Genomic DNA, 15329 nt, shown 5'->3' on the forward strand with positions numbered 1-15329 from the left:
CTTTTTACTTGTCTTATGCTGCCGCAGGACGCGGCACTCTTAGTCTTTGTTCCTCTGACCAGGAGCTTCTGCTTTATTTAATCCAGCTGCAGTGCCTAGCCTCTCGAGGTCATAAGCCACATCAGAATTGAAGGTAAAGTGCGCCTTCTATTCTGATGCGTCTTATGCTTGTCAAGGGCCCCCAGGATGGGGGTCACAAAGACGTTGCCGCAGGACGCGGCGTTCTTAGTCTTTGTTCCTCTGAAAAGGCGCTTCCGCTTTATAGTTTAAATGAGCTTTTCAGTTCTACTATTTGGTTGAAGACGATATGGTCTTTTGTTGTGTTTTTCGGATCTGCGTTAAAGTATCCGTGCCTGAAGAACTGGAATTTGTCCTGAGGTTTTACTTCCTTCATGTTTGGTTCTACAAACCCGTTAAGGATAGTCAGGGAATTAGGGTTTACTCGTTCAAGGAATGTTTTTTCCTCTTCTTCCTCTGTTTCATCATCTAAGATTAAAGGCTGATAAATACGGAATTCAGCAGGAATCGCATGTTTGGCATCTACCCAGTGAAGAGTTCCTTTTACCTTCCGTCCAGTGAATCCTGTACCGCTCTTTGTTTCAGGATCATATGTGCAGCGGAGCTCAATAACATTGCCTTCATCGTCTTTGATTACTTCTTCGCACTTAATGAAATAAGCATGCTTCAGGCGGACTTCATTGCCCGGAAACAGACGGAAGTATTTCTTTGGAGGATTCTCCATGAAATCATCGCGCTCTACATATATTTCACGTGAAAATGGAATCTGGCGTGTGCCCATTTCAGGATTTTCCGGGTTGATTTCCGCATCAAGCATTTCAACTGCATCTTCAGGATAATTTGTGATCACTACTTTTAACGGATCAAGAATACCCATTGTACGAGGTGCTTTCAGCTTTAAGTCTTCCCTTACAAAGTGGTCCAGTACCTGTGAATCCACTGTTCCATATGCTTTGGAGACGCCGATTTCATGGCAGAACGCACGAATGGCTTCTGGTGTATATCCTCTGCGCCTAAGACCGGAAACAGTCGGCATACGCGGGTCATCCCAGCCGTCTACATATCCTTCTTCAACAAGCTGTTTCAGTTTGCGCTTGCTCATTACGGTGTTGGAAAGATTCAGCCGGCCAAATTCATACTGCTGAGGCTTGTTTTCCATTTCGCATTGTTCAATGATCCAGTTGTATAGCGGACGCTGGTCTTCAAACTCGAGCGTGCAAAGAGAATGGGTCACACCCTCAATGGCATCTTCAAGCGGATGTGCGAAGGCATACATTGGATAAATGCACCACTTATTGCCTGTGTTATGGTGCTCCGTGTGTGAAATTCGGTAAATAACCGGGTCGCGCAGGTTGATATTAGGCGAAGACATATCAATTTTCGCGCGCAGAACCTTTTCTCCATTGGCAAATGCGCCATCGCGCATTTTTTCAAACAGTTCCAGGTTTTCATCTGCTGTGCGGTTTCTGTAGGGGCTGTCTTTTCCAGGTTCAGTCAGTGTTCCGCGGAATTCGCGGATTTCATCTGCACTCAAGTCATCCACATAAGCCAAGCCCTTTTTGATTAAAAGCACGGCTCTGTCATACATTTCGCCAAAATAATCCGAAGCAAAGAAGAGTCCGTCCCAATCATAGCCAAGCCATTTTACATCTTCTTTGATGGAATTCACATATTCAATATCTTCTTTTAAAGGATTAGTATCATCGAAACGCAGGTTTGTTTTTCCGTTGAACTCATCCGCCACGCCAAAGTTCAGGATAATGGATTTAGCATGTCCAATATGTAAATATCCGTTTGGTTCAGGAGGAAAACGAGTGACAATTTTCTCGTGTTTTCCAGTCTCTAAATCTTCTTGGATGATATTTCTGATAAAATTCGAAGAGTTATGTTCCAACTGTTTCGACCTCTTTCGTGTTTAAGGATATATATCATGATAATAGGATCTCATAGCGCCGGGCATATGCATGCGCCTTTTAAATTTCGTAAAGGGAGCAAATCTATATCATATAATTTTACCTGTATATATACCATAAATACAGACTTTTTTCCATGTTCTGAGCTGAAAGTCCGTCAGCCTTGACATTTTCTGTTTAAAAGCTTTTTTTTCTAAAAAAAGAGGCTGTTCCAAAAGGTCCTGTAAATGGGACCTTTTGGAACAGCCTTATAACTTTTACTTAAGAGATGTAGTTTGAAGAAACTCTTTTGTGCGCTCTTCTTTTGGGTTATCAAAGAATTGGGACGAGCTATTGCTTTCTACGATTTTGCCTTCGTGCATAAAGACAATCCAGTCAGCTACTTCCCGGGCAAAGCCCATTTCGTGCGTAACAACAACCATTGTCATTCCTTCATCGGCAAGCTGCTTCATGGTTGCAAGAACCTCGCCCACCAGCTCCGGATCAAGCGCGGATGTAGGTTCATCGAAAAGGAGAATGTCAGGCTTCATGGCGAGAGCCCTGGCAATGGCAACGCGCTGCTTCTGTCCGCCTGAAAGCTTGCTTGGATACACATCCGCCTTATCTTCAAGGCCAACCTTTTTTAATAGCTCATGTGCTTCCTGAATGGCTGTGTCTTTTGATACCTTTTTGACATGAATGGGAGCTTCAATTACATTTTCAAGGACGGTCATATGCGGGAACAGCTGAAAGTGCTGGAATACCATGCCGATTTTTTCTCTTAGTTTATTGATATCCTGTTTGCCGGGATTGATTTCCTTGCCTTCAATGATAATTTGGCCGCTGTCCTTTTTTTCGAGATAATTCAGGCAGCGGAGCAGGGTGCTTTTTCCGGAACCGCTTGAACCGATCAGACAAACTACATCACTTTCAAGGACCTTCATATCTATATCTTTTAAAACGTGCAAGTCACCGAAGGACTTGTTCAGGTTTTTAATTCTTATCATCACTTTTTGTTCCATGTAAGCATCCTCCTATCGGTCGCTGACTGCCAGTTTCTTTTCAATCAGGTTCACAGCAATCGTTAATATCGCAACCAGAATTAAATAATAAACGGCCACGATCAGCAAGTACGTCATTTCGTCAAAATTATTGGAACCGAGCGTTGTAGAAACGTTAAACAATTCATTCATTGAAATGAAGGCGGCCAGTGATGAATCCTTCAAGCCGATGATGAACTGGTTCCCAAGCGGCGGCAATGCCCTGCGAAGAGCCTGAGGAAGGATGATCCTGCGAAGCGTAAGTGACTTGCTCATTCCCAGGGATCGGCCGGCTTCCATTTGTCCTTCATCAATGGATTGTATCGTTCCGCGGAAAATTTCCGCTATGTATGCGCCGTTATGAAGGGCAAGAGCCAGTGCAGCTGCCCAGAAATCAGGAAGCAGGAAAATGCCGCTGATTCCGAAGTATAGGATAAAGATCTGCACGATTAACGGTGTTCCCCTGATGAGATAGATATAGGCGTTGGAGATATACTCCAGAACTTTAATATTTGAAATTTTAAGAAGTGCAAAAAACAGGCCGATCACAATACCGATTAAAACAGATACGACTGTCAGCTCCAAAGTCAGGAGCATGGCATCGACAAATACATTGGTCGAGCCAAATAAAGTGTCGAAAAAATGAGAAAAACTAGGCAAATGGACAACTTCCTTTCTTTCTGGACTTTTGGTTCACTCAGGCTTCTTTGTGATATCCTCACCAAAGTATTTCTTTGAAATTCTGGCAAGAGTTCCGTCTTTGCGGAGGTTCTCAAGCGCTTTGTTAATATCTTTAACAAGCTGGGGATTATCCTGCGGAAGAACGACAGCCTGTTCGCTTCGTTCGATCAATTGGCGTCCCGTAATTTTGAACCCTTCCTTGGCAGCGGTTTTTCCTGTTACGAAATCTGTAATTACGGCATCATGCCTGCCGCCGCTTAATGCTTTCAAAGCAGTTATGTCACTGTCATACATTTTTATGTTGCTTGTGTACCTTTTTGCTGTATCAGCATATGTAGAACCCTTTGCAACAGCCACTTCTTTTCCTTTTAGATCCTGGACCGTTTTAATTTTGCTGTCCGGCCTTACAAAAATCTGCGGTCCGGAGTAGTAATAGGGCGTTGAAAATGAAACATGTTTGCTCCGCAGCGGATTAATAGTGTGGCTGGCTACCGCGGCATCAGCCCGGCCTGTTTTAACTCCTTCTACGATTCCCTTGAACTTAATCCTTTTTTCGACTGGCTTCAGATGCAATTCCTTGGCAATGGCACGTCCTACTTCAATGTCGAATCCGGTTAAAGACATATCATCCTTTACATAGCTGAACGGCTTAAATTCGCCGGAAGCCGCAAATACGAATTCACCTTTATGGATGAGCTTGGCGCCATCCGGCAACTGATCTTTCTCAGCACAGCCTGCCAAAAGACCCAGCAGGAGAACGGTAGAAAGAAAAAATGTCATTTTTCTTTTCATGCTGTATAATTAGCCCCCTTTTTACATAAATTTTCAGCTTAGTTATTTCCATACCCCTAATCTTTCCTTGGTAATCCGCTAGTTAACTAATTTCCATTAATTGATAAGCCAATAGGGAAGATGGAGACTTGAGAAGGAAGGGGAAGTACAAAAAAACCTGCATTCATCCATGCAGGTTTTTCGAATTAAAGATTATGAAGTTCATGTAAATTGCTTGATTTTTCATGCACATTTTCCACATTTGCAGCTATTTCCTGGAAGGTTGCTGAAACCTGCTCGATGGCTGTAGCAATTTCCGTGATGCTGCCGTTGTTTTTAGCATGCTTTTCCCGAAGATCACCCATTGATAGAGAAATAACACTGCCATTCTGTGATAGCTGATTAATTGAACCTGCCATTTCCTGCAATTGAGCATTCATCACCTTCTGGAGGCCTACTAATTCATCGTATCCGTCTATAGAGGCGGTGATGGCTGTGACATTGGAATCAACTATGGAGTCTGTTTCATTGAGTGATTCTATGACTTTATCTTTTTCATCCATTATTTCCTTCAGCAGCAGCTGAATGAACTGGGAAGACTGTGAAGATTGCTCAGCAAGCTTGCGGACTTCATCAGCAACGACTGCGAAGCCTTTCCCTTGTTCACCGGCTCTTGCAGCTTCTATTGCGGCGTTCAAGGCCAGCAGGTTCGTCTGACTGGCAATTGCAGAGATGGAATTCAGCGCCTCCGTGATATCGCTTATTTTATGATCAAGAGCTGTAACCGCGTATTTGGACTTTGTTGATGCCTGCTTAACTTCCCCGATATGGACCGCGGTATTTTCAAGAGCTGTTTTATTTTCTTCCGCCATTTTTGAAACATGATTGGTATAACTTTTGATTTCAATTGCTTTTTCAGAGTTTTCCCTTAAACGTCCGATGATGTCATTTACCTTCTCCTCTGTATCTTCAATGATATGCGAGAAGTCCTGGCTTTCCGTATGGATCCCCTGGACAGATCCGTCTATTTGCTGAAGGGCGCCGGTTGAATCGGATATGTTTTGATTCAGGCTTGAAACATTCTGATTAAGCTGAATGGAGGAATTTTTAACGGTTTCCAGGACAGCCTGGATATCCGCTGCAAGCTGCTCGCTATTCTCAAGAGTTTTTCTTGCCCGTTTTGTGCTGTTCAGAAAAATAATACCTACCAATATAAATTGAACGCCATAGTAGACCGAAGTCAAAATGGAGCGGTGAATGCTTGATTCGATAATCATCCGGTCTGCAAAATAGTAATGTGTGAATTGAGACAGAACCAATAGGGGAACTGTTAAAAATAATGTCTTTTTAATAAGAGAATAATCGGCATATAAACTGGCAAGGCCTAAGGGAATCAGCCAGACAAATGGAACATTGACCCAGGAATCAGTATGCAGGATAAAGGCAAAGAGAAGCATGGAAATTAGTGATAAACTTTTGAATTTCCTGGCGTCCCTGCCTAATTTATAATACATAGCCGGCACAAGGAACAAAATGAACTGAAGATTATAAAGAACATTCATGACCTTAAGCTTTGGCATACCGTAAAGTACAATTTGAAAAACATCGTTTAGCGCCATGAGTACGGCAGCTGCCAGGAATATACGAAAGATGATCTTGTTTACCATTTCCTCACTTCGAACAGCAGTTTTATTTTCCATGTTAACGCTCCTGTATGACTTAAATTTTTGAACTATTTACCATTTTAATATAGCTGTTATGATAAATATAGTAAATTATACATATTCATAGTAATTAAGGTATTATAAGGAAAAATATATTTTGCAGGAGAGACGCATGAAAAAGAAAAGTGGATATGTAGTATTAATTACTGTATTACTCAGTATCATCCTTATCCAATGGGTGATTCCCCCCGTATTGCTTCAGCTGTCTAAAGCAGATGCATCTCAGGAGGTGGGGGATGGGAAAGAATTATCGTATTATATTAATACCTACGATCAGTCACTGAACCGTTTTCTAAACTATGAATCAATGCTTAAGAAAACCTGGAAAAGTGTTCAATACAAAAAAATCCAGGTAGGAAAAACGGGCTTAACACAGGATTATATGATGGCTGATGCAAATGGAACACGGAAGAACCTGATTGTGCTTACAGCAGGCGTGCATGGAATCGAGGGCTATCAGGGATCTGCCATGCTCGATGTATTTCAGCATGAATTTTTATCAAAGATTAACCCTGAGAACACGGGAATCGTGATTGTACATTCGGTAAATCCATGGGGAATGAAAAATTTCCGGCGCTATAATGAAAATAATGTAGATCTTAACCGCAATTTTATATATAACTGGAAAACATTCAATCTTAACAAAAATAAGGATTATAGTGATCTTGCCGCATTTTTTGAAAAAAACAGCGGGCTTGGCAACAGTACACTGCATGAAATTGGGTTTTATGCTGGTCTCGGAAAAGAAGCGGTCTTTTCAGGTACAGGAAAAATTCAGGATGCTTTGCTGACAGGGCAATATACAAATCCTAATGGTGTTTATTTTGGAGGGAACAGCGATACTGATTCTACTAAGCTATTAAAGAAGCTGTATAAAAGCATTCTTAAGGGACCGTATAGCAATATTGTTCATGTGGACCTCCACACAGGGTATGGCCCGCGCAGCCAAATGAGCATTTTCAGCTCCAGCAATGAAACGATGAATCAAAAAGAGGCAGAGAAGGCCTTTAACTATCCATTGGTTTTAACACCGGATGCTGAAGATTATTATGTGACAAATGGCGATAATACTGAATACTTTAATAAACTGAAACAATCCATTGCACCTCATAAAACGCTGTATTCCACAACATTCGAGTTTGGAACATTAGGGGAAGATATGCCCGCCTCCATACAATCTCTAAAAAATACAATTGATGAAAATCGTCTATATCAGCATGGTTCAACGAGCAAGATAACAGAAAAAATAATCAGGAACAGGTATCTGCAGATGTTTTACCCAACTGATGAAAAATGGCGCAAAAAAGCAGTAAGGGATTTCCGTCAAGGCCTTACCGGAGTGCTTGTAAACCGCGGGATTATGAATCGTTAATCAAAAGATGCAGTGTATGTGGCATGGAGCCAATTACACTGCATTTTTGTTTCTTATTGGTACGTATAGTCCGCTTTGGCTGATGCTGAAATAAGCAGTTCTCCCTGCTGGATGGGAGCACCGGGGCTTTTGGAGAAAACAGCACTTTGATAGGAAAATGGCTGAGGGGACTGGGAAAGTTCCTGGACATGTACAGGTTTTTCGTTAAGGGAAACCCTTAATGTTTTTGCTGCGGCTTCTGCCTTACTCCTTGTTTGCAGCAATGCAAGGGTGAATGCCTTATTATAATACATTTCCGGGTTTTTTAAGGTGAAGCTGACACTGGCAACCGCATTTGCCCCATGCTGGACAGCTGTATCTACCAGCTCTCCTGACTGTTCAATATCATCGGTTATGATCCGGATCATGTGAGTCACTCTGTAGCCGGCAGGAACCGTTTTTCCTTCCGCATAATCATAAAGAGGTTCTACTCTATACTCAATGGTCTTCATGTTTTCCTTCTTAACTCCCTTAGCGGCCAAAGCAGAGAGGATGTCTGTGATAGACTTATTGTTCTCTTTCTGTGCGGATGCCGGATCCTTGGACTCTGTGACCGCACCGAGTGTTATGGCAGCCTGATCAGGTACTGCAGGCACAGAACCTTCTCCTGAAACAGAAATCAGCTTATGTTCTTTTTGAGGCATGCATATTCCACTTCCTTTTATGGAGGTATATTAGTATACGGCTTGAGCTGGAACAGCATTCGCTTTTTCGAGTTTAAGTGCCGGATGTGTTACAATGAACGTAATTTTAGTGATATAAGGAATGTGAATAGATGAGAATTAATAAATTTATTAGTGAAACAGGCTATTGTTCCAGAAGAGAGGCAGACAAGCTTGTTGAGGCAAAAAGAATAACCATTAATGGCAAGCTGGCAGAGCTCGGAAGCCAGGCTGGGCCAGATGATGATGTCAGGGTTGACGGCAGGCCTCTTGGAGAAAAGAAAAAGCCGGTATACATTGCATTGAACAAACCGGTGGGTATCACAAGTACGACTGAGCTTCATGTCCCGGGGAATATCATTGATTTTATCGGCTACCCAGAGCGGATTTTTCCAATCGGGAGACTTGATAAAGATTCGCAGGGATTAATTTTGCTGACAAATGACGGGGATATTGTTAATAAAATTTTGCGGGCTGAAAATAACCATGACAAGGAATACATTGTCACTGTTAATAAGCCTATCACTGATTCTTTTTTAAAGGGAATGGCAAGCGGAGTGGAAATTTTGGATACAGTTACAAAGCCCTGTGAGGTATACAGGATTAATAGCAGGACATTTAAGATCATTCTGACACAGGGTCTGAACCGCCAAATCAGGAGAATGTGCCAGGCATTTGATTACCGTGTAGACAAGCTTGAACGGGTCAGGATCATGAATATTCATTTAAATAAACTTAAATCTGGCAGCTGGCGCAATCTTACTGCCGGCGAACTTCAGGATTTGATGAATAAATTATAAAGAAAAAGCATTCAGATGACATTCTGAATGCTTTTTACTTTAAGGCTGCTTTTTAATTTCCTGTACTCTTCCCACTTGGCCATCCGTGAGCCGGACTTTAATTCCGTGCGGGTGAAATTGGGAATTTGTCAATATATCTTTCACAATGCCGCTGGTAAGTTTTCCTGTTCGCTGGTCTGCCTTTAAGACAATATCCACTGCTGTTCCGGGGATAATGTCTTTGCGGTTCTGTCCATTCATTTAAACACCTGTTCTTCTTCGCTGATTATTTGCTTTTTTTGTTTGCTGGCTTTTCATTTTTTTTGTTGTTTGGGAAGAGTTGATAGTTGATTTTCCAGAATCTCCCTGATTTTTCTTGCTTTCCAGCTGTTTTTTAATGGCCTCTTGCAGGCTTATTTTCTTTTTAGGTGCTGATTGTTCTGATTCACTCATATAATATCCCTCCTGAGCAGGTATGCGGTAACTACAGTATAATCGATAATGCCTGCCAGCTGTGAGTTATTTTCACTACCCATGCATTTTAATGAAGGAAAGGACAATTAGTCAAGGTCCTGATGATTTTGGTTTTCTATAACATTCAGTGGCTCTACAGCAGGACCTTCAAGGACTTCCCCTGAAACCGAGAATCGGGACCCATGGCAAGGGCAGTCCCAGGATCTGTCGCCGCTGTTCCATTCCACCTCACAGCCCATGTGTGTACAAGTGGAGTCGACTATATGAAGCTTTCCTTCTGGATCACGATAGCAGCCAGCTTTCTGTCCATTAACCTTGACGATGGCTCCCTCGTCATTCGCAAGGTCTTCTGGATTTTTGTGTACAATAGCAAATTTGCCCTGAACCAAATGCTTCGCAACATCTGCATTGTCCTTGATGAGATTTTTAACCCCTTTAACACGGCTGGGATGAAATAAGTCTGCATATCGATTTTCTCTTTTTAAAATATGATCAGTAAGAATCCTTGCTGCTGCAGTTCCATTGGTCATTCCCCACTTGGCATAGCCTGTAGCTACCAATATATTATGATGGTTTACGGTTATCGGGCCAATATAGGGGAGATGGTCTGGAGTGATTAAGTCCTGCGCTGACCATCGGTATGGAATTTCCTTTACGCCTAAGTGGTTTCTGCTGAACTTCTCCAGTTCTTCGTAATGCTGGTGTGTTGATATGCCCTGTCCTGTTTTATGACTTTCCCCGCCGGCTAAGATCAGCTGTTCTCCATCCACCATAGTGTATCGCAGTGAACGTGAAGGGCTGTCTGCACTAACATACATGCCTCCAGGATACTCCTCATCCATTTTTACACCAAGCACGTACGATCTTTCTGCATGCATTCTGGCAAAGTATAGTCCCATTTCATCATTAAAAGGGAAGTGTGAAGCTGTAATCAGATAACTGCAGCGTATTTTTTTCTTGTTGTCGGTAATGATGACGGGATTGTCGCCATCCTCCACTTTCATAGCTGCTGTATGCTCAAAAATTCTTCCCCCCGACTGCTCGATGGATGGAATTAATCCGGCAAGATATTTTACCGGATGGAATTGAGCCTGGTTTTTCATCACAACTGCACCTGTGCATGGAATGGAGAAAGGAAGCGATTCAACAAACTCTCCGGGAATGTCCAGAGATTTATATGCTTTTAATTCATCAATAATACGGTCTGAATACTCCTTTGATTGTGCGTATACATAAGCATCCTCAATGGTTAAGTCACAATCAATATGCAGCTCTTCTGATAGATTTTTAATAAAGTTCATTGCTTCATGATTTGCTTCATAATATAATTTTGCGCATTCCTGGCCATGCTCCTTTATCAGGCGATCATAAATCAATCCATGCTGTGCAGTCACTTTAGCTGTTGTATGGCCTGTGGTACCGTTCAGCAGTTCCCCTGATTCTATAAGAACTGTTGGAACTCCTGCCTTGGTTAGAAGATAAGCAGCTGTTATGCCGGTTATTCCTCCTCCTACAATCGCTACTTCTGTCTCTATATCTTCTTCTAATTTAGAAAAAGACGGAATGGTAATATGATCTCTCCAATAAGATTCCGGGTACTTCGGCAGGCTTTGCGGCTTGTCAGCCATAAATAACCCCTCCTGTATTTTTAATCAGATTAAGTCCATTTATTACCATACCCATATTGGAAATTTATACACGGTTTTTACAGAGTTAAATGTTCATCGCTTCTTTAAGAAATACCAATTACCATTTTATTGAATACGTGTCTTTCGTCATTTTATTTTGCAGGGGGATAAGGAAGGAGGGGAGGACAGGAGGACAGCACCTAAATTTTGTATGTTTACAAATTTGTATACTTGTAAACATTTTTGTGTGCGTTGTATACAATTATTGTTTACATGTGTACAAATGTGTATACATGTTGATACGACGGGATGTATACAATTTTAAATATCTTGTACACGAATTTGTTTACATGTATACATAAAAGTATGCAACTAAAGAAGTATTGACCAAACGTGGTATTTTTTTTATTCTTAGTGTAAGAGTTTTTCTGTAAGTAGAAAAAGCTCATAAAAAAAAGATGGCCGTGTAAGGCCGATAAAAAGTGAATAGAGCATGTTAAGAGTTTTATCATTTTTTATAAGGGAAGGAATGGTTTGATGAGTAACTCAAGAATCGCAGCAGTTGATGTAGGAAATGATGCAATTAAAGCTTTGTTTGGAAAAATGGATTCTGAGCTTTACATACCGAATGTCATCGCAAGAGATATAGAAGACCGCCCGGTAATCGGTATTGAAGATTTGGATGACAATGATCCTATTGAAGGTATTCATATTAGGGTCCACTCCCCTGCCCTTCAGGATAACAATGCCATCTATCGTGTGGGTAACCTGGCTACAAAAGCTGACAATCCATCTGAGTTAGATCCAGGAAGCAGCAAGTCGGAAGAAGACCAGACATTAATCATGCTTTTTGCTGCACTTGCACTTGATGCAGTGAAGGAAGAGAATAATCAAGTTTTCAAGTCGAATAATTCCGTTGTTGAAGCAAATTATACATTAGGAACAGGATTGCCCCTTCGTGAAGTAAAGGAAGGAAAGGATGTCGGCTACCGCTCCCGTCTACTTGGGTCTGTCCATCAGGTTGAATTCCTTGTAACTCCTAAGTATCAGGGGAAAAAGGTGAATATCCGATTTGATGAGGTCAAAATTTATCCAGAGGGCTTTGCAGCATTCATAAATCTGGTTATGGACAATGATTCAAATATCATAAACAGAGATTTAATAGACAAAAGAATTCTTATTCAGGATATTGGCGGATTATCTACAGACATCGCTGTAATCAAGAACCGCAAAGTGGATGATGATAAGGCCCAGGGATTTAATCTAGGTGTGGCGGAAGCGCTCGAGGCAATCAGAGAAGAAATCCGCTCCAAGCATGGAGTTGAATTGGATAGCAGAAGAGACGTGGTTGAAATCATTACAAAGAAGAATGATAGAAACCATATTATGGTGCGGGGAAGCAGGACAAGTGTACATGATATCACTGACCGCATACTCGGCGAGCTTGCAAAAAAACAGTACCGCCACTTGCGTAATGTCTGGCAGAAGAATTCCCAGACTGAAATCTGCTACTTTGTTGGTGGAGGAGCTATTGTACTTAAAGATTATCTAAAGACATTGAACAACAACTTGGATGGCTATAATATTGACTTTTTTGAAGATGAAAAAGAGAGCATCTGGATGATGGCAAATGCTTATTATAAGCTGATCTCAGAATTCGCCAAGAGAAATTCAAGAGCTGCAAAAGCAGATACCAAAAAGGAAGAACAAAAAGCCGGATCTGCTAAATAGGTGATAAAATGAAAAAACCAAATTCTTCAGAAATTCAAAGGGGACAAGCCATCACATTCCGCATCCCCTCTGATGTGCCTGATCATATATTAAGGCAGCTGCAGAAGTTAAAGGAAAAAGAGAAAAGAAATTTTTCCAGTAAAGTGGCTGAGTATGTTTTAGATGGAGTGGGAAATGAGTCTGTACAGGACAGAGAGATGATCTCCATCCCTCTCCCGCAGAAACTGAATAAATCTCAGCGTGATTGGCTGAAGCATGCCCATTCTGAAGCAATGCTTGGAAGCATCCTTTTTCAGCTGCTGTCAGATCCGCTGAGGGCAACATCTTTGCTTGCATCTTTGAACAGCAGCGCTCTGGAAATTGATGAAGCACTTTACTTGCAAGACCATTTTCCATCTGTTTCTCCTTCTGAGGCAGAGAAAGAGACGGTTGCGCAGAAACCGCAAAAAAACAATAATGATCAGGACCTGGACGATTTTGATTGGTCCTCTCTTAATCAGGATTCTTCTGGCAAGTTAGAAGAGGAACAAGAACAGGAAGAAAGCCTTGATGATTTATTAGGTGACTTTCTGGCTCAAATGAATAAATAACATTACTAAAAGCGTCTGTTCATTGCAGGCGCTTTTGTTATTGGCTCATTTATTATAGTTTTTTTTAGAGACTGCCCCGCTTTTAATCAAGCCGCCTTGTTTCATCGAAGCAAAGTTTACGGATACATCCTGGTTTTTTCATAAGGCTCTTTGCTTAAAGATTGTTGTTTTTTAATTGTTCTGTGAAGCGATCCTGTTGTTAAACCAGGTTGATTGGAGTGTAAGGTTCGACAGTGTGGTATTAGCGGGAAGGTGAGACCCCGTAAGCATTGCTTTATGAGGCTCACCGCCCGCCCCACGGAAAGCGAGCATCCTGAAGCGGAAATCAACCCCTTGTTCAGGCAGCAACAAAGTTTACGAAAACAGCCTTTCATAAAAAGCCGATTTTTCTATGCAGAAGGTCGCCTAATGGCAGGTTATTTGAATGATTTTATAAGCTATTTATGAAGTGATATCCTTGGAATGTGGATGATATTAACATCTTTCTAGTAAAATAAACTCTATTAATCTCCAATTTGGTCCATATCGATGATATAATTGGGGAAGCTTTCATGCTGGAATTTTTCCTGTTTGCCGGTCTTTTAATATTTGCATGCACTCGTGCAGGCAAATGGGTACTACATGGAACGATATGCTTGGAGGGTAGTAAAATGAGATTCTTGCCGCTGGTATTAGCGCATGTTACTGCAGATGCCCACGTGGAAAATGATTTTCAGCTATGGCTTTTGCTTGTTTGCAACCTCTTTATGGTGATAACTGGATTCATTTTTATTTATAAGCTGTTCAAACAAAGAACTGGGCGGAAAATTGCTATCATCTTCGGGATTTCTTTGCTGGTTAACTATGTGCTGGTTTTAATTTTTGGAAGTGCTTTTGATTTGTTAGGCTAGAAAGAATAGGAGGCTGGAATTTTGAAATTCTACCGATTATGGGTTATCGCTTTTTTTCTGAAATTTGCGGGGTCAGCCTGGGATGCTTCTTATCACTTTAAGTATTTATTTGAGAAATACTCTATCCCTCATATTGTTAATTTTGCTGGTTTTGCGATTGGCGCTTTTTTGCTTTTTCAGGAGTGGAGAAAGCTAAAATATATGGACGGTTTATCAAGAAATATTGCTACAATTGGCTATGTTTTATTCCTGATTGGAATCCCTCTGGATTTCAGCTATCACATTGCTTATGGAATTGATCTTACAACATGGAGCCCAACGCACTTTGTTTATTATATAGCGACTGCAATCATGATTGCTGGCGTGTGGCGCGGCTATCACCTATATACTAAAGGCACTAAGCCTGGATGGAAATCCTATCACACATGGTTTGCTATGTTCCTGCTTGAATGCCTTGTTTTCCCGAATATGCAGCAGGAAAACGGATCTATTTCTTATGATCAATATATCCATGGGAAATCCATTGCTTCACAGGAGATACTGGATTTGCTGTCTGATCCGGCATCGCAGATCTTCGGCGGAATTGCGCCATGGCTGTATCCGCTCTATTCAACGGCTGTAGTATCTTTATTCACTGTTTTTGTGATCCGGTATTTCCGGAATTCCCGAATTCCGCTCGCAGCAGCTGCCTTGTATATAGGTTTAAGATTTATCGGCAAGCTGATCTTTTTTGAAGTCGGCTATCCAACGTCATATGTGCCTATTACCCTATTATTCATTCCTTTATGCTATTTGCTCATAAAAAAAATTCCTTGGGCAGCAGGGTTGGCAGGAAGTGTTTTATACTTCGCCGCACTTTACGCTATCTGCAAGTCAGGAGTGCTGATAACGCCGCCGGCAGTTCTGTGGGAGATTATTCCCGTTGCTCTTATCGGCGCCATTACACCGCTTATCCTGACTTTAAAGCATGGACAATCCGATCAAGAGAGCCTGCAGGAACAAAATGCAGGCTAAAAAAAACCGTTCGCTGTAAAAAGC

14 protein-coding genes and 1 pseudogene are annotated in these 15329 nt (G+C 41.6%); 6 read left to right on the plus strand and 9 right to left on the minus strand.

Annotated features, from left to right (window positions below):
* Positions 1–259 precede the first annotated feature (259 nt).
* The 5 genes and pseudogenes from BM126_RS05095 to BM126_RS23235 all read right to left on the minus strand — a co-directional run.
* A complete protein-coding gene (locus tag BM126_RS05095; protein ID WP_090988523.1) occupies positions 260–1912 on the minus strand; it encodes a glutamine--tRNA ligase/YqeY domain fusion protein in 1653 nt (550 codons plus the stop codon).
* Positions 1913–2188: 276 nt separating this feature from the next.
* Complete coding sequence (locus BM126_RS05100) at positions 2189–2932, minus strand: amino acid ABC transporter ATP-binding protein (RefSeq protein ID WP_090988524.1); 744 nt, start codon at positions 2930–2932, stop codon at positions 2189–2191.
* A gap of 12 nt (positions 2933–2944) precedes the next feature.
* Complete coding sequence (locus BM126_RS05105; RefSeq protein ID WP_071350983.1) at positions 2945–3610, minus strand: amino acid ABC transporter permease; 666 nt, start codon at positions 3608–3610, stop codon at positions 2945–2947.
* Positions 3611–3643: 33 nt separating this feature from the next.
* Complete coding sequence (locus tag BM126_RS05110) at positions 3644–4423, minus strand: transporter substrate-binding domain-containing protein (RefSeq protein WP_090988525.1); 780 nt, start codon at positions 4421–4423, stop codon at positions 3644–3646.
* A 185-nt stretch (positions 4424–4608) separates the two neighbouring features.
* Positions 4609–5136, minus strand: a pseudogene (locus tag BM126_RS23235) (methyl-accepting chemotaxis protein); the annotation flags it as partial.
* Positions 5137–6238: 1102 nt separating this feature from the next.
* Here BM126_RS23235 and BM126_RS05120 point away from each other — a divergent pair.
* The gene (locus BM126_RS05120) at positions 6239–7498 is read left to right on the plus strand and encodes a M14 family metallopeptidase (RefSeq protein ID WP_090988527.1); all 1260 of its coding nucleotides are present in this window, start codon (positions 6239–6241) and stop codon (positions 7496–7498) included.
* Positions 7499–7551: 53 nt separating this feature from the next.
* Here the strand turns inward: BM126_RS05120 and BM126_RS05125 are convergent, their stop codons facing one another.
* Positions 7552–8181, minus strand: a complete 630-nt coding sequence (locus BM126_RS05125) for an SIMPL domain-containing protein (protein ID WP_090988528.1) — start codon at positions 8179–8181, stop codon at positions 7552–7554.
* 131 nt (positions 8182–8312) lie between these two features.
* Between BM126_RS05125 and rluF the strand changes: the two genes are divergently transcribed.
* A complete protein-coding gene (gene rluF, locus BM126_RS05130) occupies positions 8313–8999 on the plus strand; it encodes a 23S rRNA pseudouridine(2604) synthase RluF (RefSeq protein ID WP_090988529.1) in 687 nt (228 codons plus the stop codon).
* A 39-nt stretch (positions 9000–9038) separates the two neighbouring features.
* On the opposite strand, the gene BM126_RS05135 is transcribed toward rluF, so the two are convergent.
* The 3 genes from BM126_RS05135 to BM126_RS05145 form a co-directional block, all read right to left on the minus strand.
* Complete coding sequence (locus tag BM126_RS05135) at positions 9039–9239, minus strand: YwbE family protein (protein WP_090988530.1); 201 nt, start codon at positions 9237–9239, stop codon at positions 9039–9041.
* Positions 9240–9431 carry a hypothetical protein gene (locus BM126_RS05140; RefSeq protein WP_090988531.1) on the minus strand — a complete coding sequence of 64 codons (192 nt, stop codon included), beginning with the start codon at positions 9429–9431 and terminating at the stop codon, positions 9240–9242. It lies immediately after the preceding gene.
* Between the two features lie 107 nt (positions 9432–9538).
* Entirely contained in the window at positions 9539–11080 is a 1542-nt protein-coding gene (locus BM126_RS05145; protein ID WP_090988532.1) for an FAD-dependent oxidoreductase, read from the minus strand.
* Positions 11081–11617: 537 nt separating this feature from the next.
* Between BM126_RS05145 and BM126_RS05150 the strand changes: the two genes are divergently transcribed.
* The 4 genes from BM126_RS05150 (at position 11618) to BM126_RS05165 (ending at position 15305) form a co-directional block, all read left to right on the plus strand.
* Positions 11618–12811 (plus strand): ParM/StbA family protein, encoded by a 1194-nt coding sequence (locus BM126_RS05150; protein WP_090988533.1) that lies wholly within the window; start codon positions 11618–11620, stop codon positions 12809–12811.
* 8 nt (positions 12812–12819) lie between these two features.
* Positions 12820–13401: a hypothetical protein gene (locus BM126_RS05155; protein WP_090988534.1), complete on the plus strand. Its 582-nt coding sequence runs from the start codon at positions 12820–12822 to the stop codon at positions 13399–13401.
* Between the two features lie 650 nt (positions 13402–14051).
* Positions 14052–14291 (plus strand): hypothetical protein, encoded by a 240-nt coding sequence (locus tag BM126_RS05160; protein ID WP_090988535.1) that lies wholly within the window; start codon positions 14052–14054, stop codon positions 14289–14291.
* A 21-nt stretch (positions 14292–14312) separates the two neighbouring features.
* Positions 14313–15305 carry a hypothetical protein gene (locus BM126_RS05165; protein ID WP_090988536.1) on the plus strand — a complete coding sequence of 331 codons (993 nt, stop codon included), beginning with the start codon at positions 14313–14315 and terminating at the stop codon, positions 15303–15305.
* The last annotated feature ends 24 nt before the right edge of the window (positions 15306–15329 follow it).

The organism is Bacillus sp. OV322 (genome assembly GCF_900112495.1).
Classification (GTDB): Bacteria; Bacillota; Bacilli; order Bacillales; family DSM-1321; genus Peribacillus.